Source organism: Nocardiopsis sp. Huas11 (assembly GCF_003634495.1).
In the GTDB taxonomy this organism is placed as follows: domain Bacteria; phylum Actinomycetota; class Actinomycetes; order Streptosporangiales; family Streptosporangiaceae; genus Nocardiopsis.
This window is the reverse complement of the sequence record NZ_RBKY01000001.1, coordinates 4,216,622-4,240,434: the sequence shown is the minus strand read 5'-3', so window position 1 is coordinate 4,240,434 and position 23,813 is coordinate 4,216,622. Positions and strand designations below refer to the sequence as shown.

Below are 23,813 nucleotides of genomic sequence, written 5' to 3'. Positions count from 1 at the left end.
CCCGCCTCCCATACCGGAGGAATCACGTTGCGCACATCCCCTGTTCCCCCGAGATCCACCGCGCTCCGCCTGCTCACCCTCGTCGTCACGGCGGTTCTCGTCGCCGTCCTGGGCTGGGCCGCTCCGGCCTCCGCCCACCACACCCTCCCGCCGGGCATCCCGTCGACCTCCGCGGCCCAGTCCCAGCTCAACTCCCTGACCGTGCGCCCCAAGAACAGCGGCGCGGGCTACGACCGAAGCCTGTTCCCCCACTGGGTCACGGTCCAGACCCCGTGCGACGCCCGCGAGTACGTGCTGCGCCGTGACGGCCACACGGTCTCGGTCGACGGCTCCTGCCGCGCGACCTCCGGCCGCTGGTCCAGCGAGTACGACGGCGTGTGGACCGGTGACTCCTCCGAGTTCGACATCGACCACATGGTGCCGCTCCACGACGCCTGGCGCTCCGGGGCCAACACCTGGACCACCTCCCAGCGGCGCGCCTTCGCCAACGACGTCAACGCCCCGCAGCTGTGGGCGGTCACCGCGTCCAGCAACCGCACCAAGGGCGACCGCGACCCCGCCTCGTGGCTGCCGCCCCGCACCGCGGTCCACTGCGACTACGTCAAGTCCTGGGTCAACGTGAAGTACCGCTACGGCCTCTCGGTCACCTCCACGGAGAAGTCGGCCATTCAGAGGACCATCGACAGCCGCTGCTGACCCGGCCGCCGTGCGGGCGGACAGGTCCGCCCGCACGGCGCTTCCCGCACTACCCGGACAGGTCATGGGGCGGGCCGGGCCCGTCCGGGCCGCCGGGACGGCACGCGGGTCCGGCCCGGTGGCGGATCAGGACAGGACGTCGCGCACGTCCTCGGAGACGCCGTCGTCGCGCAGGAAGGCCGTGTGGGAGACACAGCCGACCAGCCGGTTGTCGGCGCCGGAGAGGGTCACGTTCGTGGAGGGCCGGACGATGAGGTCGCAGAGCGAGCGGAAGGTCGTGTAGGCGGTGTCGCCGGGGGTGGGGTCGCCGGCGTTGAGCTCCTGGAGGAAGCCTGAGCCCTCCACGACCTCCTGGCAGGAGGGGGCGGTGGCCACGCACGGCAGGCGGACGCTGGACCCCTGGTTGGGGCCGGCGAGCGAGATCCACTGGTCGACGTGCTCGTGCCCGCCGAGGATCTTCAGATACCAGCGGGACGACAGCCCGCCCATGGAGTGGGTCACCACGTCCACCGCGTCGCCGCCGCTCTCGGCGAGGATCGCGTCGACCTCCTCCGCGATGAGCTCGGCGGTCTCGGTGTTGGAGGCGTCGTAGTCGTAACTGATCGAGTGGAGGTCGTCCCGGTCCCAGCCGTCGGCGGTGAAGTCGGCGATCATCGGGTCCCAGTTGGTCGCGTTCCCGCTGTAGCCGTGCACGAAGAGCACGGGGTCGCGCTCCTGGGCGTGGGCGGCGGCCGGTGCCGTGAGTGCGCCGGCCAGCAGCAGGGCCGCGGCGGGCGCGAGGGAGAGCCGCATCGTGGGCTCCTTTCCGTGAGGAGCCCTGATCGTCCGCCATACGCACACATGTGCGCATCCGTCGAACCACGGGCCGTGTTCATCTCCCCACGCACCGCCGCCCTGCGAACCGAGCACACCCGGCCGCGCGACGCGCCCGTGACCGGGTCAGGTGAAGACGGTGAACTCGGCGAGTTCGGGGAGCGCCCTGGGGTCGACACCGAACACCGCCGAGACCTCCACGGCCGGCACCAGGCGCCCGTAGGCACTCCGGTGGTCCACGATGCGCCGCGCCGTCGGCCCGTCGATGCCGGGAAGGCACGACAGCACGTGCGCCGGCGCGGTGTTGATGTCGATGAGCGCGCCGTCGTCGAAGATCCGGCGCAGATCGGGGCGCCCGATGCCGAGTTCCCGCGCGTATCCGGCGTCGGACGCGGCGATCCCACGGGCCTCGGCCCGCAGCCGTCGGCGTCGGCGTACCTGTTGCTCGGCGATCACGTTGGGGTCGGTGGCCGCGACCGGCCGGCGGTCGGACCGAGGGGCCGTGTCGACCCCGTTGATCTCGTTGATCGAGTCGAAGACGCGGATGGACCCGCCGATCCAGATCCACAGCATCGCGACCGCGCCGACGAGGGGCAGCGCCGCGGAGAACAGCAGGACGACCGCCAACAGGACGGAATAGAGGATCGCGGTCTTGCGTGCTGGTCCTGAGGTAGGAGTGCGCGTGCCAGAGGACCAACGGAGTCCCGAGCCCGAGCGTGGCGAAGACCCCCACGAGCATGCCATTGCCCACCGGCCCGCCGCTGGGCGGCGTCCTCCTCGGCGGAGGCGCTCCCGGCGGTCCGAGTCGGACCGGTGCGGGCGGATCCGGTCCGACGGCGCCCGGACCGGCCGGCACACCGGGCGCCGGTCCCGCGCGCTCGGGCCCGCCCGGCAGAGCCGAGAGCAGCGCCGCCTTGCGCTCCAGGAACTCGGCTTCGGTCAGGAAGCCCGCCCGGTACAGGAAGCCGAGATCGCGCAGGGGTCCGCCGCCGTCGTTTCGGCGCTCACCGAACCGACCCGGGCCTAACTTCGCTCTATGAGTTCTCCCGCAGTGCTGTTCTCCGGGCACGCCGCTGTCCGCGCCGTCCTCGACGATCCCCGGTTCACCGTCCCGCCCGTCCACGACGCGGCGCCGGCCTCCCCGCCCGCGTCGCGACGGGCCCACGACCTGGCGTGGCTGCGGAGCACCGCCGTGCGCTTCAGCAACGGGGCCGAGCACGCGCGACGGCGCTCCGTGGCGGCCGACCTGCTGGCAGGGCTGACGCCGTCCGCACTGCGCGCCGACGCCGCGGAGCGCGCCCGCGGCCTCCTGGCGGCCCGTCCCGTGCCCACCGACCGGCCGGAGTCCGTGGGCGAGGCCGTGGAGTTCGCGCCGGTCGCGGTCCTCGGCATCCGGCTGGGCCTCGCCGAGCACGACCTGTCCGCGGCCGTGGACGCGGTCCGCACGATCGCGGCCGTGTACCTGGGCGGCGCCGACGTCGACCAGCGCCCGCACGCGGACACGGCGGTCGCCCTGCTGTCCGCTCTTCTCGGCACCGGCACCGCCGGCGACGGCGACGGGGGCGGGGACGGGGACGGCGGCGGCGACATTGAAGAGCGGACCGCCCAGCGCGTCGTCCTCCTCGTGCAGTCCTGCGCGGCGACCGCCGGCCTGATCCGGAGCGTGCTCGCCCTCATCGACGCGCACCGGGCGTCCTGGGCGGAAACGCCTCCCGTCGCCGACCTCGTGACCGAGACACTGCGCTTCGATCCCGCGGCCCACCGCACCCGGAGGGTGGCGTCGACGGACGCCACCGTGGCGGGCACAACGATCCCCGCGGACACCGAGGTCGTCCTCGACCTGGCGGCCGCCAACCGCGACCCCGCCGTCTTCACCGACCCCGACCGTTTCCTCCCCGGCCGCCCCGACGCCCATCACCTCGCCTTCGGCCACGGCCTCCGCCCCTGTCCCGGGTCCGACCACGCCACCGCCCCGGCCTGCGGCGTCCTCGACACCGTCCTGCCCCTGCCGTCCCTGTGACCCCCCGCGCCCCTCCCCTCCCCCAGGCCACACGCCATCGGACCGCTCTCGACTCAGCGCCGCCCCCGCGACCCGCGAAATGTCACCACCGGCGCCGAAGATGGTGACCGGGAGTGCCCGCGCTCGATCCTTCCCGAGCGAGGCGGCGTCCCCCCAGCCGACGAGTCCGAAAGGCGGCCCCGTGCTCATCGATCCACTGGCCCGAGAGAATCGACTGCGGCAGATCGGCACCTCCTGGGAGGTCCTGGAGACGGCGCTGCTCCGGAGTGAGGCAGGATGGCGCAGCGCCACCCCCAACCACAGCCGCACCGCCCCCGGCCAGCGTGCCTACGACGAACGCCTGGCGGCGCTGCGCGAGGAGCAGAAGACCCGCTTCGGGTGGGAGAACGCCTGCCTCCTGCAGATCGAGCTCACCGTCAACCCCGAGCGGACGGTCGCCATCCAGACCCTGCTCGGCGACCACAACACCGGCAACCCGCTCGCGACGTGCCCCCGCAACAAGAACCCGCGCGGCTTCAACGGCCGGCTCCTGCTGACCGGCGAGCACGAGACCGAGCAGCTCAGCCTCTTCCCCGACGACGTGCTGCCGATCCCCGCCCAGGATGTCGGCGAGTTGGAGGGCTACGAGGACCTCCACACCTGGGTGTTCCTCGTCCACCGCACCGACGACCGCGAGGACGGGCGCACGTTCTGGCATAGTGAGCTGTCTCGTCCCCACCCTCCGAACGACCAGGGTCTGATCACCGGCTGGTTCGAGCGCGTCACGCTCCCCACCGTGGAGATCGGTACCGTGGCGCACCCGGGGGCGGAGGAGGAACCGGAGCAGATCCGCATTCCGGTCAACGACCGCTGACGACCACCGGCCCGGCGGGCGGGCTCCCGCCGGGCCATGAACGACGACAGGGCTGCACACACCATGGTCACGCCATCACGCCTCCGGCTCGCTCGGGAGCGCAGGGCACTCACCCTCGCGCGGTTGGCGCGGATGAGCGGGATCTCCCAGCAGCACCTGTCCGGCTACGAGAACGGCCACGCCGAGCCCTCCCCGGAGTCGGTGCGCGCCATCGCCGGCGCCCTCGGTTTCCCCGTCTCGTTCCTCACCGCGGACGAGATCGAGGAGATCCCCTCCGAGGCCGTGGCGTTTCGCGCCCGCACCAAGACCTCCCTGCGCAAGCAGCGCGCGGTGCGCGCCCAGGCGGCCCTGGGCGTGGAGCTCAACGACTGGCTGACCGACCAGTTCACCCTGCCCGAGCCGCGTGTGCCGACCTACGGCAAGCCCTTCCCCGAGGCCGCGGCGGAGATGGTGCGCTCCCTGTGGGAGCTCGGCGACGCCGCCGCGCCCAACCTCGTGCACCTGCTGGAGGCGCACGGCGTCCGGGTGTTCTCGCTGGACACCGAGCACCAGGACGTCGACGCGTTCAGCTTCTGGCGCGACTCCGTGCCCTACGTCTTCCTCAACACGGCCAAGAGCGGTGAGCGCGGCCGGTTCGACGCCGCCCACGAACTCGGCCACCTGGTCATGCACGGCCACGAGCGACCTTCCAGCGGCCCGGAGGCCGAGCGCGAGGCCAACCAGTTCGCGAGCGCCTTCCTCCTGCCGCGCGCCGACGTCGTGGGCCGGATGCCCTCGGGCGCCCAGGTCGACCAGCTCCTCAAGGCCAAGGGCATCTGGCGGGTGTCGGCGATGGCGCTGACCTACCGCATGCACGACCTGGACCTGCTCACGGACTGGCAGTACCGCGCGGCCTGTCGACGGCTCGCGGAGCTCGGGTACCGCTCGGGCGAACCCGACGGCATCGCGAGGGAGACCTCCCAGATCCTGCCGAAGGTCTTCGCCCTGCTGCGCCGCAAGGGGCGGACGCCGGCCTCGGTCGCCGCCGAGCTGTCCGTCCCGCTGACGGAGCTGAATGCGCTGGTGTTCGGGCTGTCGTTCGTCGGACAGCCGGGATCGGGCCACGGGCGCGGCCCGGCGCGCGCCGCCAAGCCCGTTCTGCGCGTGGTCCCCGACCCCGGCGCCAGATCCGGCTCCGGTTCCGGTTCCGGTTCCGGCTCCGGCTCCGGCGCCGAGCACTGACACTTCTCTTCTCGCACGAGACCGGCAAGGGGATGGTGTCGTCGGGGTGACCGGTTCCGCGAACCGACACGGGCGACGCGGGCGAGGCGGACCATCAACCGAGACCGATCAGCATGGCCGCACCCGCCGCGTAGAAGGCGAACAGCGCGATCCCCTCGAAGCCGATACCGGACTCCTGACGGCGGATCAGACCCGCGGCGACCAGCAGGTTGAGTCCGATGCCCAGGCCGAGGAACAGGAAAACCTTGGCGTCCATCGCGGCGTAGATCGGCCCCTCGCGATAGGCCACGTCGGAGGCGGAGAGGAACAGCACGTCGAAACCGTTTCCGCCGACGATGTCGCCGAGTGCCAGGTGCAGCGCGCGGATGCGGATCGCGTACAGCACCGTCACCAGTTCGGGCAGGGAGGTGACCACCCCCGTGACGAGCGCGCCCACCAGTCCGCTCGACATCCCCGTGCGCTCGACCAGTGAGAGCCCGGCCTCGCCCACCACGTAGCCGGTGGCCGCGACCACGACGGCCAGACCGGCGAACCGCGTCCACATCCACGCCAGCGACTCCCTTCCGTCGAAGGAGGCCGGATCCGGTACGTCCTCCCGGGTGCTGCGCGTCTGCTTCACCAGCCACATCGGCGCCGAGCGCACCTTGCGCGACAGGCGCAGCCAGTACCAGTAGCAGCCGATGATCAGCAGGGACGCCGGGTGGACGCCCAGGACGCTCATCGGAGGGCCTGCCCCGGCCACCAGCGCCACGCTGAGCATGATGCACAGGCCCACCGGGGCGAGCAGGTTGGGCAGCGAGGCGGCCGCGTGTTCCAGGTTCGCCCGTCGGTAGAACACGTCGGCCAGCGCGATGAAGACGGTCTGGACCGCGATCCCGCCCAGGGCGTTGTTCATGGCGAAGGCGGCGTCCCCGCCGGCCGCGCCGACGAGGCTGGTGATCAGGCCGGGCAGCGAGGTCACCGCACCGATGAGGATGATCCCGGCCAGTGTCTCGCCCATGCCGGTACGGTCGGCCAGGCGGTCGACCAGGCGGGTGAAGGGCCCCGCCCCCACGACGAGAAGCAGAGCCGCGGCCCCGAGGCCCGCCACGTCCCACACCAAGGCCGATCCTCCGTCCGGTCGACGACTCCAAGACCTTCCGCCCCCCTGACTACCCACTCCCTCCGCCGTATGTCAGTGAGTCCGCCGGGCAAGGGGCCGGATGCAAGGGATCGGGCGACGGCGTCCCGTCACCGTCGATCATCGGCCGCACGGCCGAGTTCCGTGCTCAGCGAGCGGACGGTGGCGTGTCCTGACCAGTGCGGGCGCGGCCACGGGCCCGCGTCCATCCGCGCGGCCACGGGCCCGCGTTCAGTCGCGCGGTCCGGGTCGCCGCGGCGTGCCGTGCCCGGTCATGCCGTCCGCCGCACAGGTCGCCGTCCAGTGCGCACTCGTCGTCAGGGAGCGTCGGGCCGACCCCCGAGGTGCCTGCGCAGGAAGTCGTCCACGGTCGCGAACCCGAAGGTGGTCCGCCCTTCCCCCGCGTCGGGCTCGTCCGTGCTGCGGCGCACGGCCCGGGCCTGCCCCTCCCCCAGGCGTCCGTCGTCCATCACCTCTGAGGGCTGTCCGTCGAGACCACCCGCCTCGTTGAGGAACCCGTGCTGGTAGCCGTCGAGGAGGTAGAGCTCGCTCGAGGCGCCCGCGGCGGTCAGGGCGTCGTGCAGCAGCGCGCTCTGGGTGTGCGAGACCAGGCGGTCGGCGGTCCCGTGGGAGAGCTGGAACGGCGGAGCGCCGGCGTGGACCCATGTCAGGGGGCAGGCGTACCGCGCCGCGTCCACCGCCTCGGCCGGCGCTCCTCCCAGCAGGCGGCCCTCGGGGGAGGACGCGGCGTCCGCACCCGGGCGTCCGGCCTGGGCCTCGGCGACCACGACGGCCAGGTCCACGGGCGGGTAGGACGCGACCACGGCCTGGACCGACGCGTCACCTTCGGCGTCCACCTCGTCGGCCAGCGCGCCGATGTGGCCGGTCAGCCCCGCCAGCGCGGCCAGGTGACCGCCGGCGGAACCGCCCCACACCCCGATCGCCCGCGGATCGAGTCCGTACTCGTGCGCGTGCGCGCGCAGGAACCGGATCGCGGCCCGCACGTCGTGCAGTGGGGCGGGGAAGAGCGCCTGGTCGGAAAGCCGGTAGTCGACGCTCGCGAACGCGTATCCGGTGGCTCGCACGCGGCGTTCGAGGTTCGGTGCCTGGGTGCGGTCGCCGGCGTACCAGCCGCCCCCGTGCACCCAGAGCACGACCGGCACGGGGCGTTCGGTGGCGGGCGGCCGGTACAGGTCGAGCAGGAGGTCGCCGGTGTCGCGCCGCGCGTAGACGAGGTCGGTGTCGACCGTGATCCGGGAGGGCGGCGTCGAGGCGGTGGCGGGGCCGGGTTCGGCGGAGGCGGACGTGGCTGCGTGGCTCATACCGTCCATAGTGCTGTGCGCGGGGACCACCGGCACCACGGAGCCCGGCGCGCCCGCCCGCGCGAACGTGGCCGCCCCCGCAACGGGCCCCGACGAGCGGATCACGTCGACGACAGCGCGGCCGCGATCGGGCCCGGGATGCGACGGCGCGGCCGCTGGCGGGCCGGGAGCGCGTCCAGGAGCGCCATCGCAGAGGGGCAGACCGGTCAGGAATCGAGAAGCGCTGGTCACCGCCCCGGGCCTAGCGTGAAGGACATGGCGAACATCGCATCCGTCACCCTCGAGGTGGACGACACCACAGCCGCCCGTCACTTCTACTCCACCGCCTTCGGCCTGGACTCGCAGGTCCGCCTCCGGACCGCGCAGGAACCGACCACCGGGTTCCGCGGGTTCACGCTCTCCCTCCTGGTGTCCCAGCCGGCCGACGCCCAGGGTTTCTTCGACGCCGCGCTCGACGCCGGTGCCACAGCGCTCAAGCCCGCCGCGAAGTCGATGTGGGGCTACGGCGGCGTCGTGCGGGCCCCGGACGGCACCATCTGGCAGATCGCGACCTCGTCGAAGAAGGACACCGGCCCCGCCAAGCGCGAGTTCGACGACATCGTGCTCCTGCTCGGCGTCGCCGACGTCGCCGCGACCAAGCGCTTCTACGTGGACCAGGGCTTGGCCGTGGCCAGGAGCTTCGGCCGCACCTACGCCGAGTTCGAGTCCGGGGACGACGCCGTCAAGCTGTCCCTGTACCGGCGCAAGGCCCTGGCCAAGGTCGCCGGTGTCCCCGCCGAGGGCAGCGGATCGCACCGGATCGTGGTCAACGGCGACCTCGGCCCGTTCACCGACCCGGACGGGTTCGCGTGGGAGTCCGTGTCCTCCTCCGCCCTGGCCTGACCCGAACGACTGACGGGACCGGGCGGACCGTCGTTGACGACCGGGATTCGACAGTGTGACGATGTGCTGATGTCCGACCTGCACGCCCGCATGACGGCGCTGAGCACCGAGGTCACGACGGCCGTCATCGCGCGCTGCGGGGCGGAGGTCCCGTTCTACCGGGACCTGCCGCGCCCGGTACTCGACGGCGAGGTGGCCCGGTCGGTCGCGGCCGTGCACGCCCTGCTGCTGCGCACACTGCGCGACGGCGGCGAGGTGCGGCCGGGCGACCTGACCCGGCTCATCGAGTGGTCGGCCCGCCGGGCGGAGGAACGCGCGCCCCTGGAGGCCGTGACCGCCGCCTACCTCGTCGGAGCCCAGGAGTGGTGGCGGGTCCTGACCGGCGCGGCGGAGCCCGGGGAGCTGGCCGAGGCGGGCGCGAGCCTGCTCTCGTGTCTGCACACCGCCCTGCCCGCCGTCGCGCTCGCCCACCAACAGGCACGGGAGGACCTCAACAGCGAGGACAAGCGCGTCCGACGCGCACTGCTCACCGCCCTGCTGGATGGCCGGCCCTACGAGGCACTGGCGGAGGCGGCGCGCTTCACGGTGACCGGGGAGCACGAGGTCGTGGCGTTCGCCTTCGAGTCGGACCCGCCGACCAGGCTGGTGCAGTCCTCACTCGACGCGTCCACGGGCGTCCCGGTGCTGATGGACCACGTCGCGGGGATCGCGCTGCTGCCCCGCGGGCCCGATCTTCCGGACCTGGTGGCCACGCTCGCACGCGACGTGGGCGAGCCGCTCTCCGCCGCGGCCGCGCCCGCCTCCGACCCGGCGGGCATCCCCGCGGCCGCCGCGGAGGCGGGCCGGGTGCTGGACCTGGTCCAGCGGCTCGGTCGCCCGCCCGGGTTCTACCGCCTCGACGACGTGCTGCTGGAGTACCAGCTCGCGCGGCCCGGCGGCGCGCTGCTCCGCCTGGCCGCCAAGCTCGACCCGTTGGAGGAGCACCCCTACCTGTTGGAGACGCTGCGGGTCTTCGTCGACCACGGGCACAACCGCCGCCAGAGCGCCCTGACCCTGTCCATCCACCGCAACACCCTCGACTACCGGCTGCAGCGGGTGTGCGCGCTGACAGGGCTGGACCTCGCGGTGCCAGCCGAGGCGCGCCTGCTCCAGGCCGCGCTCACCGCCCGCGCCCTCCGCTGAGGCGCGCCCCACGTCGTCAGCGGCCCGCGCCGGCGTTCGCTTTCGCGTGCGTGTGCGTGTGCGTGTTCGCGCGCCGGTCCGCCCTCTTCGTTCACTCACCCGCTTCGTTCATCCGCCCGTGCCCCGGCGGCCGTGTCCCCACCCGACCATCGGGTCTCAGAGCCAGGCGCGCAGTTCCTCGTCCCGTGGTGCGAAGACCACACCCGAGTCGGGATCGTCGAAGACCATGACCGGCCGCCGCGCCGACCACTCGGCCCAGCCGGGGTCCCCCGTGGTCGCGAAGGACACCCAGGCCCGGTGCATGGCGTCGGCCAGCGGCTGCGGGGCATCGGTGCCGGTCAGTTCCTCACTGGAGCGCAGAGTGTCGAAGACGAAACCGATCTCCAGCGCGTGACAGGCACCGAGGTCCATCACAGGTGAGCGCCAGGCGAACTCGTAGACGAACGTGCGGGGCGCCTGGGGCGCAGAACCGAAGGCATCGGGCGAGATCGCGTCGAACGCGGCGGCCGAAGCGGTCTCGGGGATCGAGCCCGCCGAAGGGGCTTGTGGAGTCGACGCGCGCAGCCGCGAGTCCGCCAACCGGTTCAGGGGGCCGCGCAGCAGCATGTCCGTGGCCATCTCCCCGAGGATCTCCCCCGGCCTGGCGCCGGGCCGACTCGCCCGGTACAGCCGTGCCACCCGACCCGGGGTCCGGAACTTCAGCAGGGCCAACCGCAGGGTGAGACCGCTGATCCGCTCGACGGTCCCGGTCGGGACGAACCACAGCCGGTACTCCTCCCGGTTGGCGCCCAGCAGCAGGTCGACGCTGGTGGGAGCAGGGTCGGCCGGCACCACGTCGTCGTCGACCACGATGTGGAAGCCCGGCCCGCCGCCGGTCGGGTCGGCCCCGCCCACCACCGTGTCCTGGACGTCCAGCAGCCGCCCGCGGTCCACCGCCGCGAACGCCTCCGCCGTGGCCGGCACCCCCAGTTCCTTCGCCATCGACCGCACCGCCCGGGCGCCCTCGCCTCGCGGGACCGTGTGCGGCGGCCCGCTCTGCAGGATCGCCCGGCGAAACTGCCCCTGCGCATGCGGGCTGGTGGTCAGGGCGGCGATGCTGATGGCCCCGGCCGACTCGCCGAACACGGTGACGTGGTCCGGGTCCCCTCCGAACGCCGCGATGTTGTCGCGGACCCACCGCAGCGCCGCGATCTGGTCGAGCAGACCGCGGTTGTCCGGAGCGTCGGGGAAGACTCCGAACCCCTCCACCCCCAACCGGTAGTTGACCGACACCAGCACCACACCGTCGCGTGCGAAGGCCGACCCGTCGTAGAGCGGCAGGGCCGTCGAACCGTTGCGCAGCGAGCCCCCGTGGATCCACACCATCACCGGCCGCCCTCCGTCCCCGCCCTCGGGCGTCCAGACGTTGAGGTTGAGGCACCCGTCCCCGGGCACGTCCAGCGTGGGGATCAGCTGGTCCAGCGGCGACCGGTAGGGCCGCTGGGGCGCGGTCGGCCCGAACTCCAACGCGTCCCGCACCCCCTCCCACGGCTCGGCGGGGGCCGGAGCACCGAACCGACGGTCCCCGAACGGCGGCGCCGCGTAGGGGATGCCGAGGTAGGCCGCGACCCCGTTCCGGACCCGGCCCCGCACCTTGCCCTGCCGAGTGCTCGCGATGGTGTGCATCAGTGTCCTTTCGAGGGACGGTCGGCGAACCGCTCCCGGCCTCGTGGGCCGGGAGCGGGATCGATCAGAAAACAGACGGAGTCACTGCGCGACGACCGGGAAGCGGGTCGCCAGGTCGTTGCGGCGGACGTCGGACCAGGTGCCGGAGTCGGTGCAGATGCCGCAGTCGCTGCCGAAGAACTCCGGGTAGGCCGCCTGGTCGCCCATCAGGTGCAGGCGGAACCACGCGGTCGTCGGAGCGGCGAACGGCCCGGGGTCGCCGACCACCGTGAAGTGGTCGGCACCGCGGACCTCGCCGTAGATCGCCGGGATGTGGTCGGCGTCGTTGTAGAACGCCTTGACCAGCCAGGGGAAGACGATGCTGTCGCGCTGCCCGGCCAGGAGCAGCACCGGGTCGTCCACGTCGTCGATGTCGGCCAGGGGGCCGGGCTGGATCGGCAGAACGGTGTCCACCCGCGGGTCGTCCCCGACCACGATCGAGGCCGCGCCGCCCTGCGAGTGGCCGGACGCCCCGATGTTGTCCAGGTCGATCCGGCCGTGGAAGTCGCTGCCCGGGTCGGCGTCCCTGCGTTCGAGCATGTCGATGCCCGCCCGCATGGAGATCCCGAGGTTGGACTGCGGGGTGTTGGCGGCCGCGACGACGAACCCGTGGCTCGCCCAGTGCAGCAACAGGTCCCGGTAGACCACGGGGAAGGCGAACGTGCCGTTGCCCCAGACGATCACGGGGTGGCGCCGGTCGCTGTCGGCGATGTCGCGCGGGTAGTACAGGGTGGTCACCGCGCCGACCTCCACCGCGGTGGCGTACGGTCCCGGGTCCCCGTATCCGCCGGCGACCGCGACGCCGAGATCGGCCTCGACAGGCGCGGGGGCGGCGACGGCACCGGCGGGGGCGGCCAGCGCTAGGACGAGCGCACTCAGCGGAACGAACAAGCGTCTTGCGAGCATGGGGGGTGGCTCCTGACGTCACGGTGGGCCGGATCCTGACTCCGTCCCACCTGGTCCGAGCTCACATCCTCGCCAAGGAACCGGCCGCCGTCTCTCCGCAACCGCGGCAAACCCCGACCCCGGAGTTTGTGCAATGCGCCGAACGAGCTCTGCCCAGAACATCCTCGAACCGGACACGGCCGAGCACACGAGCGGCTACGCCCCACTTCACCCTCCGGTTGGGCAGGTGCACCATGCTCAGTGTGCCGTCAACGCACATCGATGCGCCTCGGTGATTGCTACGGGTGCTCGACCGAGGATTCACGCGCTGCCCGCGCGCGGAAGTCGACAGAAGGGATCAGTACCAAATAGCGATCGGCCCGCCGGAGAGGTCGGACTGCTCAGGTGTGGGGCATGACTCCGCCTGTCCCAGGGCGATGCGATGCGCGCTCCAAGCCGCCGCGGCGGCGTCCAGAATGTCGTCGACCGCCACCTGCCCGGTCGGACCCAAGTCGTCGGGAATCTCCACGCCCTGCTCGGCGAGCAGCGCACGACGATGGCTCTGACCGTTCCAGGTCCGCTTGCCCCAGCTCAACGGCGCGCCGGCCATGGTGCGGAACGACATCTCGGGATGCACCTCGTAGAAGTGGATCGCACCAGAACGCCTGAGCTGGTCGGCTTCCAGGATCTTGGGGAAGAGGGCGAAGGACTGACGAGACAGACCTTGTTCCATCACTTCCCTGCACTTCGCGTTGGCGTCCTCGTAGACCGGGGTCTCCACGACTGTTCGACTCGGGATCCGGAACACGCTGTTCCTGAGAGGTCCCAACTTGCCGCGCACGAGCTGGTCGCAGTCCCGCCATCCCTGATCAGTGAGCCCGAGAGGGATATCCACTGTCACGATCTCGGGCTTGAACCCCGCTGCGACATCCTCCAGGTGTTCGCACAAGCGAGCGTCGCGGAACCGCCCGTCGACCAGGCGAACCGCCACCCACCCCTTGCTACACGCGTCGACACCGACGACCTCCACACGCGCGCCCTCGGCCCGTTCGGCTGTCACGGCGATCCCGTCCCGTCCATGGTCGCTATCAGGGTGTCCTACCCGTCATCACCACTATTCAGTGATCCGGGCGCGGGCGCCGCGCTTCCGCAAAGCGTGGTCAAGATGCACGCCAAACCCACCAACACAGCGGAACACGACCGTGGTGTCCAATGGTCCGGAACACCCCTCGTCGCTAACCTGGCGTTCACAGTGACCTGACCGGAAGGGCTCACCATGTCTGCCACACCGGACGTACGCCCGGTCGGGGATCTGCCGGACGCGATCGGCAAGACGGCATCTCGTGAACTCTCGAACAACGGCATCACCAGCCTCAAGCAGGTGGCCGCCCACTCGAAGAAGGAACTGCTGGCCATTCACGGGGTCGGCCCCAAAGCGATCGCCATCCTGGGCGAAGCGCTGGCCGCGACGGGCCTCGAGTACAAGGAGCCCTGAGCCACCTCCACGGCGCGTTCCTTGTCAAGTCCGAGAAGCTCGCCGAGCATCCTTCGCGGTAGGAGAGTCCCTCCCCCGAGTACCGCCTTCCACGTCTCGGGATACCTGCTGGGCACCTGCCCACCGACGTCCGATCGGCCCCAACCAACAGCGCGGTCTCATCGACGACGCTGCCGCGTCTCTCCTTCCCTGCTCCAGGCCTCCGCCCGAGCAGCATGGTGGGCACTCAACCCTGCACGGTGGCCACTTCTGGACAGCCCCGTAGGTCCCGTGGCTGGCAGGCGGCCTGACGCTCCCTCCACCTGCCTGGCCCACCCCACCAAAGACTCATAATGTCGTCCATGAAGGCATATGTCGGGGTCACCGACAAAGCATGGGCCGACTTCCTCTCCGAACGCCCCCAGCTGAATGAGATCAACTTCTGGCGCCCCTCCTCCGCCAGTGTGTTCAAGCGCATCGAGTTGGGCGACCTGTTCCTGTTCAAGACCCATTTCCCGCAGAACCAGATCGTCGGCGGCGCCGTCTTCAGCGGGTTCGCCCGCGTACCCCTCTCCGAGGCCTGGGCCACCTTCGGGCAGGGCAACGGAAGGGACAGCGTCGTCGAGGTGCGTGCGGCGATCAACAGCTACCGCGCGAAGAACAAGATGGCCGCCATCCAGCCCGGGGAAGACCCCCTCATCGGCTGCATCATGCTGCGTGACCCGGTGTTCTTCTCCGCGAACACGACCTTCGACCCGCCCCCGGACTTCGCCAAGAGCCTCGTTCAGGGCAAGGGATACGACGACATCGAGAGCGCCGCCCACGCGCACTACTTCGCCCCGATCGCGGCCCGGGTCCTGCGGCGACCGCCAGAGAAGGCACTCGAGGAGGATCGATCGGAGGAGACCGACACCTGGCGGCGGAGCGGCCCGATCTTCGGCGAAGCCCGGCCCACCCGACGGCGGTTGGGGCAGGGCGCATTCCAACTCGCCCTCTTGGAGGCCTACCAGAACAGCTGCGCCATCACCGGCCAGCGTGTGCGCCCGGTCCTGGAAGCCGCCCACATCCACCCGGTGACCAAAGGCGGACTGCACCGTCTGGACAACGGGTTGCTCCTGCGATCGGACGTGCACCGATTGTTCGACCTCGGGTACCTGACCGTGTCCCCGGACCTGACTGTGCGGATCAGCCCTCGGTTGCACAGGGACTTCCCGGACGCACAGGAGTATGCGGCCCTCGGCGGAGTCCGGATCCAGCTTCCAGAGAAGAAGGCCGACCACCCCAGCCACGAAGCCCTGGCCTGGCATCAGAGCGAGGTCTTTCAAGCGGTCTGACCGACCTGAGAAGCCCTGGTGACAAGGCGGCCCTGCGTGTGCGTCCCGGGCTGGTTCTCCGGGCCCGCCCTGTCGACGGCCAGTACCAAGGTGGCCGGGGCATGGCCGGCCGCCGAGCACGGCACTATTCAGGCCGCAGGAACCGGCTCGGCCAGGTCCTCGAAATCCCGGATCGCGGACTGGATGACATTCGTGGCGTGGCCGTACTCTTCGAGCTTGCTCAACGCGGCACGAAACAGCCTTACGTGTGGCGGGGACGGTGACCACCTCGTTGATGCCGCGTTCTGGCTCGGTGAACTCGGCCCTGTACGTTGGCTCGGATCCCTGGAGACCAAGCGGGCGACGAAGATGTGTTGAAGACTCACACCTTCAGGAAGGTCGTCAGTGATGCCGGTGAGAAGGACCTGGCGCACTCCGTCGATCTTCCCGCTCAGTTCCTCGAAGACCTCACGGTGCAGCGCCGCCTCGGCATCGGCCTCCTCCGGTTCCAACCCACTTCCCACAGAAACCCAGTAAGGCTCCTGCCCCGACCTGGTGCGCTTGATGAACACCACACGCCACTCACAGTCGAACAGGAGCGCGCGTGAGCTCTGCTTGGCCACAGCGGCCGTATCAACTCGCCTCCGAAAACCCCGCGATCTGTGACGCCCGTCAATACCTTCGAAACGCACGGGCGGCCTCCTCCCACGTCTCTTGAGGTCTCCAGGGCGGCTTCTCCTTCAGGTCTGCTCGCACTCTGATACACCTCCCGTGTCGCTCATGGCCGTGGCAGAGTGAAAGCGGATTCCACCCGATAGCGACCAGAAGGGCACCCCTACGCTGTGAAGGCCTCCGAGACCCAGCTGCTCAGACTGCTCGAGAAGGGCAGCCAGTTCGTGATCCCCATCTACCAGCGCGCCTACTCCTGGACCGAGGACGAGTGCGACCAGCTGATGGGCGACATCGAACGAGCGGGCCGTGATGCGGAACTGAACTCCCATTTCACCGGGTCGATCGTGCACGTGGAGAAGGGGCTCTCCAACCTGACCACGCAGGAGCCCAACCTGGTCATCGATGGACAGCAGCGGCTGACGACAGTGACCCTCCTGATCGCCGCGCTGGCCGACGTTCTGGACGGGTACCCGGCAGGAGAACGCGAACCGTGGAAAGAGTTCTCACCGAAGAAGCTGCGCCACCGGTACCTCGTGAACAGCGAGGAGGAGGAAGGCAGTGACGAGTACTTCAAGCTCCTGCTCAGCAAGAAGGACGAAACGACGCTGAGGGCCATCGTCAGTCGAACCGAGCTGCCGACCGATGCCTCGGAGAGGGTTCAGCAGAACTTCGCGAGGTTCCGCCAGGAGCTGGCCAAACCCGGCAAGGACCTGGCGGCGGTCTGCCAGGGTCTGGCCAAACTGGTGGTCGTCGACATCCGGTTGGACCGCGCGTACGACAACCCACAGCTGATCTTCGAGTCCATGAACTCGACCGGTCGGCAGCTGACCCAGGCGGACCTCATCCGCAACTACGTACTCATGGGCCTGGACACCAAGGCACAGAAGGTGCTGTACAACAACTACTGGCGCCGCATGGAGACGGACTTCGGACAGGCCGCCTACGAGAAGCAGTTCGACGATTTCGTCCGGCACTACCTCACGGTCGCGACCGGGGAGATCCCCCGGTTCGGGGACGTGTACGGGGCGTTCAAGGATCACTCACGGAATCGGCGCGATCAGGGCGAACCGATCGAATCGTTGGTCAAGGAGCTCCGCTCCTACGCAACGTGGTACTGCGCCGTGGCCCTGGGCCACGAGACCGACAAGGAGCTCGCCGAGGCCTTCCAGGATCTGCGGGAGATCAAGGCGGACGTGGTCTACCCCCTGCTGCTGGAACTCTACGGTGACTACAAGAACAGCGAACTGGACCGTGAGGGCCTGCTTTCCATCATCCGCATGGTCACCTCCTACATCTTCCGCCGGGCCGCCTGCCGGATTCCGACGAACTCCCTCAACAGGACGTTCAGTACGTTCACGAAGTCGATCGACAAGACAAGGTACGTCGAGAGCGTCCAGGCACACCTGGTGGGGTTGAAGAGCTACCGGTCGTTCCCCACCGACCAGCAGTTCACCGACGCTCTGATCGGCGACAACTTGTACAACTTCAAGCGGCGCTCGTACCTCCTGCGGAGGTTGGAGAACTTCGGACGCAAGGAACAGGTGCCGATCGAGGACTACACGATCGAGCACATCCTGCCGCAGAACGAGAACCTCTCCCAGCAGTGGCGTGACGACCTCGGCCCCGACTGGGTCAATGTCCGGGCGCGCCGCCTTCACACCCTGGGCAACCTGACGCTGACCGGCTACAACTCCGAGTACGGTGACCTGCCGTTCACCAAGAAACGAGACTTGAAGGGCGGCTTCCGGGAGAGCCCGCTCCGGCTGAACCAGGGGCTGGGGACTCTGGAGACCTGGAACGAGGAAACGATCGTCCAGCGGGCCGAGCGGTTGGCGGCCCGAGCGCTGGAGATCTGGCCTCTCCCCGTGCTGCCCTCGGGCTTCGACCAGCCAGAGCCCCGCCCCGAGTCGGCCTACACGATCGATGACCACCCGAACCTCTCCCGGCCCGTCCCACAGGCCCTGTTCGAGAAGTTCAGGGGTGAAGTCCTCGCTCTCGATGAGGCTGTCAGTGAGACATTCCTGAAGAACTACGTCGCCTACAAGACCGAGACCAACTTCGTCGACGTGATCCCTCAGACCGAACGGTTGCGGCTGATCCTGAACATGCCCTTCGAGATGCTGCACGACGACCGGGGCCTGGCCACGGACGTGACGGGCAAGGGCAAGTGGGGGAACGGCAGTGTCCAGATCGACCTGAACAAGGACACCGATCTCGGCCAGGTCATGGGGCTGGTGCGGCAGGCGTACGAGTTCCAGACCGGCGAATAGCACACGAGGGGGCACGAGGCCGCAGAGACCGAGGCCAGCGCCCTGCCGTGGCTCTGGCAGAGGCCCCCGAACCTCTCAACTGAGTAGGTGCCTGGTCTTCGTGTGGCCGCTCCCCGAGGGATTCCGGGGAGCGGCCACATCGCGGAATGGTTCCTGAAGAAGGTCAGGCTGCGCAGTATCGAACAGGCCCGGGAGACCGCGTGGGACCTGAGCAACCCCGTTCGTGCAGCCGCCCGCCGGGCACCGGCTCTGCGGTGCCCGGCGGGCGCGGTGACGCTGCGGGTTACTCCTCGGGGGTGATGCGCATGAAGGTGACCGAGTGTGCCGGGAAGGTGTGGGTGAACGTGCTGCCCACACCGTCGATGGTGGAGGTCTCCGGGCTGACGGGCCGGTCGGTCGCCGTGTTCTCGGCGGTCGGGTCGGCCTGCAGGACGGTCAGCTCGGCGGTGGGCTCCACCCGCGTCGAACCCAGCTCGATCGACGTGTGGGCCGCCTCATCCTGGGCGTTGACGACCTTGACGATGAGCTCACCGGTCTGCTCGTCGCGGGTGACGACCTGGCGGAACGGTTCGGGCTCGGGTGCGGTGAAGCTGCCCCACTCCTCGTCGTCGAGGTAGAGGGTGACGTCGCGGTCGCGCACCTCGACGCGGAGGTCGTAGGCGCGGCCGGACTCCACGGTGGTGCCGTCGGAGAGGATGGAGCTCTTCGCGCCGCCGGAGGCCTGCTCCACCGCGGACTGGGTGTTGTTCCACCCGCCCAGGTTCCACCAGTAGTAGTCGTCGGCGCCCTGGACACCGAACCCGACGAGGAAGCCCTCGTCGCCCTCGCGCTTGGTGGCGGTCACCTCCAGGTCGTAGTCGGTCCACTCGGGGTCGCCGGCGGTGACCATGGTGTTCTCACCGGACAGGTCGGTCTGGACGTAGGCGCCGTCCTCGACGGTCCAGTCGCCGGCGTCGGTGGTGTGGGTCCACTGGTCGGCGCCAGAGGAGAAGTCGTCGTGGAGCAGCGTCTCGCCGTCGGCGGAGGTCACGCGGACGTCGTCGTACTCGGCGCTGGTGTTCCAGGTGGACAGGCCCACGGCGCCGGTGATCGGCCCGCCGACACCCGGGGTGCCGGAGGCGGTGCTGGGCACCACCTGGTCGCCGGTGTTGGTGGAGAAGAGCCGCTGCACCTCGTAGTTGGCCGAGCCCCAGCTGGTGCCGTTGTCGAACCAGATCATGTCCGGGGTCCACTGGGTGCCCCACTCGGCGGCCAGCAGCGGGGCGTAGGAGGCCATGCTCACCACGTCGGCGTTGCGCTCGAGCCCGGTCATGAAGGCGGCCTCGGCCAGGGCGTTGGAGAACTGGTTGCCCTGTGAGGCGAACTCGCCCAGGTAGACGTCCGCGCCCTCTCGGTCGTAGGAGTCGTAGCGCTCGTTGTTGGCCAGGAACCACTCGGGCGAGTTGTAGTAGTGCTCGTCGACCATGTCGACGCCGTGCTCGCGGTTGAGCTCCCAGGCGCGCTCGAAGACGGCGCCGCCGGAGGCGGGGCCGGAGTTGCTGATCACGGTGATGTCGGGGTACTCGGCCTCGATGGCGTCGCGGAACTGCAGGAACCGGTCGAAGAACTCGTCGGGCAGGTTCTCCTCGTTGCCGACCTGGACGTGGGTCAGGCCGAACGGCTCGGGGTGGCCCATCTCGGCGCGCACGCCGCCCCATTCGGAGTCGGCCGGGCCGTTGGCGAACTCGATCAGGTCGAGGGTGTCCTGGATGTGGCGCTGCAGGAGTTCGGGGTCGTCGGTGGCCTGGTTCTCGCCGCAGCCGGTGACCAGGGCGGGCACGACCGGCAGCGGCATGGCGCCGAGGTCGTCGGCGAACTGGAAGTACTCGTAGTAGCCCAGTCCGTAGGACTGGTTGTAACCCCAGAAGTTGTGGTTGGTCGCGCGCTCCTCGACCGGCCCGACGGTGTCCTTCCACTGGAAGGAGCGCTCGCGCGGCCAGTCGGGGGCTTCGTAGGCCTCGTGGCTGCCGGTGTTGACCAGGCAGCCGCCGGGGAAGCGGACGAAGCCGGGGTCGAGCGCGGCGATCTGCTCGGCGATGTCCGAGCGCAGGCCGTTCTCGTGGCCGTTGAAGGTCTCGCGCGGGAAGAGCGAGACCATGTCCAGGCCCAGGACGCCGCCGCCGCTTCCGGTGACCGACAGCCGGCCGGTGGTGGCGGAGGCGGTCGCGGTGAACGTGCCGGTGTACTGCGCCCAGCCGCCCTGGACGTCCAGCGTCAGCGGCTCGGCCAGCGGCTCGCCCTGGTCGTCGTGCAGCCGCACGGTCACCGGCGCTGCACGTCCCGGGGACTTCGCCCACACCGAGAAGTCGTACTCCTCGCCCTCGGTGACGGTGATTCCGGTGGAATAGCCGCTGTTCACGACGCCGTATTCGCCACCGTCGGCGGGCAGGACCACTCGAAGGTAGTTGCGGTTGCGCTCGTTGAGACGGCCCTCGTCGTCGACCACCTCCACTTCGCCGGTGGCGTTTCCGGTGGCGATCTTCTCCCATGCGGTGATGGGGGTGTAGTTCTCGTTGTCCGCGGTGCTGTATTCGAAGGAGCGGTTCTGTACCAGTTCGGCGTACAGGCCGCCGTCGGCGGCGTGGTTGATGTCCTCCATGAAGATGCCGTACATCTGGTCGCTGATCTGCGGACCGTTCTCGGAAACGTCGATTCCGATGCTGTAGTCGGTCGCCGCGGACGCAGGGGACGCCGTGGACACGACGCACAGCAGTCCGGTGAGCAGCGCACACGTGGTGCGCGCCGATGTCCTTCGGTTCGCTCGCAAGTCTCCTCCGGGGGGTATGCCGCCGACCGGGCACGGTCGGCGGGTGCGGGGTTCGTGGAGTCGCGGTGGCAGGTTTATCTGCGGAATCGGGCGTCATTGATCGCGGGCTCGGCGCATGCCGTGCGCGGCCCTCGACTGACATTCTTCTTTTTTGTGTTAGCGCTAACATCTTGATTCGTCGGAGATCAGGTTCGGTCTAATCGGGCATTTTTCTAGATATAGCTTCGCGACTATGCGGGTGTCAAGGGGTGTTCAGTGAATGAAATCCGCGCGCGCCGCGAGGCGGGAAACCGGTGCGCGACCCTGCCTTCTCCTCCACCGGCCGGTCCCATGCGGGCCTGCTCTCCGCCGGCGGAATCACAGCTCGGCGAGCGTCGTGCACCCACCCGGATCCGGGCCGCGCCCGGCACGGGGCAAGCACTACGATGCCGGGAAACCGCCACCACAGAAGGGGATCCGATGCGGGCGACGCGCCTGTTGGACGACGACTGGGGTGGGGCCTCCTTCCAACGGGCCGGGGACACCCTGCTCGTCGTGGTGGACACCGAATCCGAACCCGGCACGTTCGACGACCGCGTCCTGGCGGCCGTCTTCGACCTGAGGAGCCGGCGCCCGCTGAGCCCCGTGCACTCCTTCGACCAGCCGGTCCGCCTGGGCAGCCTTCCCCGGTTCGGGCCCGAACCGGTTCTGGCCTTCACCACCGCCACGTCCCTGGTCGTCGCGGATATGCGCGACGGGTCCGTTCTGGAGACCCTCCCTCTGCCGGACACACTCAAGCCATGGCGGCGCCATGGCGAATGCGACCTGGCCGTGGGCCGGTGCGGCGGTCGGGACCTGCTCTTCCTGCACGAGCACGGTGAGGGTCTTTACGGGCATTGGGTGCGGGCGGTGGACCTGGCCACCGGCGAGCCGATGCCCGATCTGGCCTGCTCCCACTACCGATACAAGGAAGTCAGCGAGCGCCTCACCCTGGGACACGGTTACCTGGCATGGCCGACGACTGAGGAGACCGTCGAGTTCTGGGCCGACGGCTTCAGTGTCATCGACAAGCCCTTCGTCTACGTGCAGCGGGCGGACGACGGTTCCTGGGTGGGAAAGGTCGGTCTCTACGACGGAGTCCCCGGGGTCCCCGAGGAGCGGGCGGTCGAGATCGCCCACGCGGCCGGACGCACCTACCTCGCCGAAGCCGGGACCATCGTCACCCTGCCCGATCTGAAGCCCGTGTTTCCCAAGGAGGATCCGTGGGTGCTGGTGTCGCGGGTGACCGAGTGGGGCGGCCGGCCGGTCGCCGTTCTCGTCCGGAATCCGTACTCCTCCCAGGAGCCTCCAGTCTGGTTGTGCCACCTCTTCCTGGACACGGACACCCCCGACGTGGTCGTCATCCCCTGGGAGGTACCGGCTGAGGTGCACGACCTCGCGGCCACACCCGACGGCACGATCGTGGTCTCCTCGGCCGAGGGTGTCCACGTCATCGAGGTCGACCCGCAGGAGGCCGCCCGCGCGGGCCGCGCGCTCTGAGCCCCGGACCGATGGGCACACCGCTTCCGGGGCGTGGTCAGCGGTTGGACGGCGATCCGCAGCACTTCTTGTACTTGCGGGCCGAGCCGCACCAGCAGGTCTCGTTGCGCTGGGGCGGCCAGGGCACGAGCCGCGGGTCGTCCACGGTGATCTCGGTTTCGCTCCAGCTCAGCACGGTGGCACGGTCCGCCGGATCCGAGCCCGTCTGTTCCGCGAAGGCCTCGATCTCCGCCACACCGTGCAGCGCCACGTACCACCGCGTCTCAGGGGCCTGGCGGCCCTGTTCGCGCAGGTCGCGGTCGGCTGCGCGATAGTAGGCGTCGGCGCCGTGCTCGGCGGCCTCCGCGGTGAGCAGGCCCCGGGCACGGGCCTCGTCGAAGGCCTGCCGGGAGTAGAGTGCCTCCACCGCCCGGTCCGGTTCCGGGCTCTCCGGCCTGGCCGCGTCCACCTGCTCGTCGCCGTACGTCTGCGCGAGGAGTCGACGTGCTGACGCCACCGCCACCTCGTCGTGTGCGTCCAGTTCCATGCCCAGTTGCGCGCGCACGCGGGACCGTCGGATGAGCGCGGTGAGGTGGCGGGCTTCGGCGCCCTCCAGTACCTCCGCCGGTTCGGCCAGGAGGTCGCGGGAGGCGAGGTTGAGACACCGCAGCGCGTCGGCCAGCCGACCCCTCGCTTCCAGGTCCTCGGCGAGCAGCTCCGCCGGGCCTTCGCTCAAACCACCCGGGCTGAGCAGTTCGGCGGTGATCCGTTCGGCTTCGGCGACCGCCTGTTCCTCACCGCTCTGCTGGAGCAGGTGGGAGAGTTCGATCGAGGCGTACTGGCGGTCCTCGAGGGTGGGCGGGTACGCCCGCAGGGTCTCCAGGACGCGCCGGGCCTGATCGGTGCTGCCTGCCCTGCTCAGACCGGCGACGAACTCCAGGAGAACCTCACCCGCCTGGTCCGGCGCATGGGCGAGGTCCTGCAGCAGTCGGTCGGGCAGGTCCAGCTTCCGCAGCGCGGGCAGCAGGGCCGCGTCGTCTCGGGCCGGGGCGAGGGCGGTGTCGCGGTCGTTCATGGCCCCAG

General features: G+C 70.1%; 20 protein-coding genes. 10 read left to right on the top strand and 10 right to left on the bottom strand.

Annotated elements, in window-relative coordinates; genetic code table 11:
• Positions 1–27 precede the first annotated feature (27 nt).
• Positions 28–696 carry an HNH endonuclease family protein gene (locus DFP74_RS19275; protein ID WP_121183424.1) on the top strand — a complete coding sequence of 223 codons (669 nt, stop codon included), beginning with the start codon at positions 28–30 and terminating at the stop codon, positions 694–696.
• 126 nt (positions 697–822) lie between these two features.
• Here the strand turns inward: DFP74_RS19275 and DFP74_RS19270 are convergent, their stop codons facing one another.
• The gene (locus DFP74_RS19270) at positions 823–1,488 is read right to left on the bottom strand and encodes a triacylglycerol lipase (protein ID WP_121183422.1); all 666 of its coding nucleotides are present in this window, start codon (positions 1,486–1,488) and stop codon (positions 823–825) included.
• A gap of 147 nt (positions 1,489–1,635) precedes the next feature.
• Positions 1,636–2,136: a helix-hairpin-helix domain-containing protein gene (locus DFP74_RS19265; protein ID WP_158613024.1), complete on the bottom strand. Its 501-nt coding sequence runs from the start codon at positions 2,134–2,136 to the stop codon at positions 1,636–1,638.
• A 409-nt stretch (positions 2,137–2,545) separates the two neighbouring features.
• Between DFP74_RS19265 and DFP74_RS19255 the strand changes: the two genes are divergently transcribed.
• The 3 genes from DFP74_RS19255 (at position 2,546) to DFP74_RS34445 (ending at position 5,603) form a co-directional block, all read left to right on the top strand.
• Positions 2,546–3,529 (top strand): cytochrome P450, encoded by a 984-nt coding sequence (locus DFP74_RS19255; protein ID WP_121183416.1) that lies wholly within the window; start codon positions 2,546–2,548, stop codon positions 3,527–3,529.
• Positions 3,530–3,710: 181 nt separating this feature from the next.
• Complete coding sequence (locus tag DFP74_RS19250) at positions 3,711–4,382, top strand: hypothetical protein (RefSeq protein ID WP_121183414.1); 672 nt, start codon at positions 3,711–3,713, stop codon at positions 4,380–4,382.
• 36 nt (positions 4,383–4,418) lie between these two features.
• Positions 4,419–5,603 (top strand): XRE family transcriptional regulator, encoded by a 1,185-nt coding sequence (locus tag DFP74_RS34445; protein ID WP_305037060.1) that lies wholly within the window; start codon positions 4,419–4,421, stop codon positions 5,601–5,603.
• A 94-nt stretch (positions 5,604–5,697) separates the two neighbouring features.
• Here the strand turns inward: DFP74_RS34445 and DFP74_RS19240 are convergent, their stop codons facing one another.
• Positions 5,698–6,702 (bottom strand): sodium:calcium antiporter, encoded by a 1,005-nt coding sequence (locus DFP74_RS19240; protein WP_233571362.1) that lies wholly within the window; start codon positions 6,700–6,702, stop codon positions 5,698–5,700.
• Between the two features lie 338 nt (positions 6,703–7,040).
• The gene (locus DFP74_RS19235) at positions 7,041–8,045 is read right to left on the bottom strand and encodes an alpha/beta hydrolase (protein WP_158613023.1); all 1,005 of its coding nucleotides are present in this window, start codon (positions 8,043–8,045) and stop codon (positions 7,041–7,043) included.
• 255 nt (positions 8,046–8,300) lie between these two features.
• Between DFP74_RS19235 and DFP74_RS19230 the strand changes: the two genes are divergently transcribed.
• Entirely contained in the window at positions 8,301–8,927 is a 627-nt protein-coding gene (locus DFP74_RS19230) for a glyoxalase (RefSeq protein WP_121188370.1), read from the top strand.
• Positions 8,928–8,996: 69 nt separating this feature from the next.
• Entirely contained in the window at positions 8,997–10,109 is a 1,113-nt protein-coding gene (locus DFP74_RS19225; RefSeq protein WP_121183408.1) for a CdaR family transcriptional regulator, read from the top strand.
• A 156-nt stretch (positions 10,110–10,265) separates the two neighbouring features.
• Here the strand turns inward: DFP74_RS19225 and DFP74_RS19220 are convergent, their stop codons facing one another.
• From DFP74_RS19220 to DFP74_RS19210, 3 genes are all read right to left on the bottom strand, one after another.
• Positions 10,266–11,774, bottom strand: a complete 1,509-nt coding sequence (locus DFP74_RS19220; RefSeq protein ID WP_121183406.1) for a carboxylesterase/lipase family protein — start codon at positions 11,772–11,774, stop codon at positions 10,266–10,268.
• Positions 11,775–11,855: 81 nt separating this feature from the next.
• Positions 11,856–12,719 carry an acetylxylan esterase gene (locus tag DFP74_RS19215; protein ID WP_199725710.1) on the bottom strand — a complete coding sequence of 288 codons (864 nt, stop codon included), beginning with the start codon at positions 12,717–12,719 and terminating at the stop codon, positions 11,856–11,858.
• Positions 12,720–13,056: 337 nt separating this feature from the next.
• A complete protein-coding gene (locus DFP74_RS19210) occupies positions 13,057–13,728 on the bottom strand; it encodes a DUF429 domain-containing protein (RefSeq protein ID WP_121188368.1) in 672 nt (223 codons plus the stop codon).
• A 246-nt stretch (positions 13,729–13,974) separates the two neighbouring features.
• Between DFP74_RS19210 and DFP74_RS19205 the strand changes: the two genes are divergently transcribed.
• Both DFP74_RS19205 and DFP74_RS19200 read left to right on the top strand, forming a co-directional pair.
• A complete protein-coding gene (locus DFP74_RS19205; protein WP_121183404.1) occupies positions 13,975–14,193 on the top strand; it encodes a hypothetical protein in 219 nt (72 codons plus the stop codon).
• 341 nt (positions 14,194–14,534) lie between these two features.
• The gene (locus DFP74_RS19200) at positions 14,535–15,506 is read left to right on the top strand and encodes an HNH endonuclease (RefSeq protein ID WP_121188367.1); all 972 of its coding nucleotides are present in this window, start codon (positions 14,535–14,537) and stop codon (positions 15,504–15,506) included.
• Between the two features lie 128 nt (positions 15,507–15,634).
• On the opposite strand, the gene DFP74_RS19195 is transcribed toward DFP74_RS19200, so the two are convergent.
• Entirely contained in the window at positions 15,635–16,108 is a 474-nt protein-coding gene (locus tag DFP74_RS19195; RefSeq protein ID WP_370013403.1) for an NUDIX domain-containing protein, read from the bottom strand.
• 219 nt (positions 16,109–16,327) lie between these two features.
• Here DFP74_RS19195 and DFP74_RS19190 point away from each other — a divergent pair, with 219 nt between their 5' ends.
• The gene (locus DFP74_RS19190) at positions 16,328–18,427 is read left to right on the top strand and encodes a DUF262 and DUF1524 domain-containing protein (RefSeq protein WP_121183402.1); all 2,100 of its coding nucleotides are present in this window, start codon (positions 16,328–16,330) and stop codon (positions 18,425–18,427) included.
• A 283-nt stretch (positions 18,428–18,710) separates the two neighbouring features.
• Here the strand turns inward: DFP74_RS19190 and DFP74_RS19185 are convergent, their stop codons facing one another.
• The gene (locus DFP74_RS19185) at positions 18,711–21,233 is read right to left on the bottom strand and encodes an alpha-L-arabinofuranosidase C-terminal domain-containing protein (protein ID WP_233571036.1); all 2,523 of its coding nucleotides are present in this window, start codon (positions 21,231–21,233) and stop codon (positions 18,711–18,713) included.
• A 459-nt stretch (positions 21,234–21,692) separates the two neighbouring features.
• On the opposite strand from DFP74_RS19185, the gene DFP74_RS19180 reads away from it, so the two are divergent.
• The gene (locus DFP74_RS19180) at positions 21,693–22,751 is read left to right on the top strand and encodes a hypothetical protein (protein WP_121183398.1); all 1,059 of its coding nucleotides are present in this window, start codon (positions 21,693–21,695) and stop codon (positions 22,749–22,751) included.
• A gap of 37 nt (positions 22,752–22,788) precedes the next feature.
• Here the strand turns inward: DFP74_RS19180 and DFP74_RS35055 are convergent, their stop codons facing one another.
• Entirely contained in the window at positions 22,789–23,805 is a 1,017-nt protein-coding gene (locus tag DFP74_RS35055; protein ID WP_121183396.1) for an SEC-C domain-containing protein, read from the bottom strand.
• Positions 23,806–23,813 lie beyond the last annotated feature (8 nt).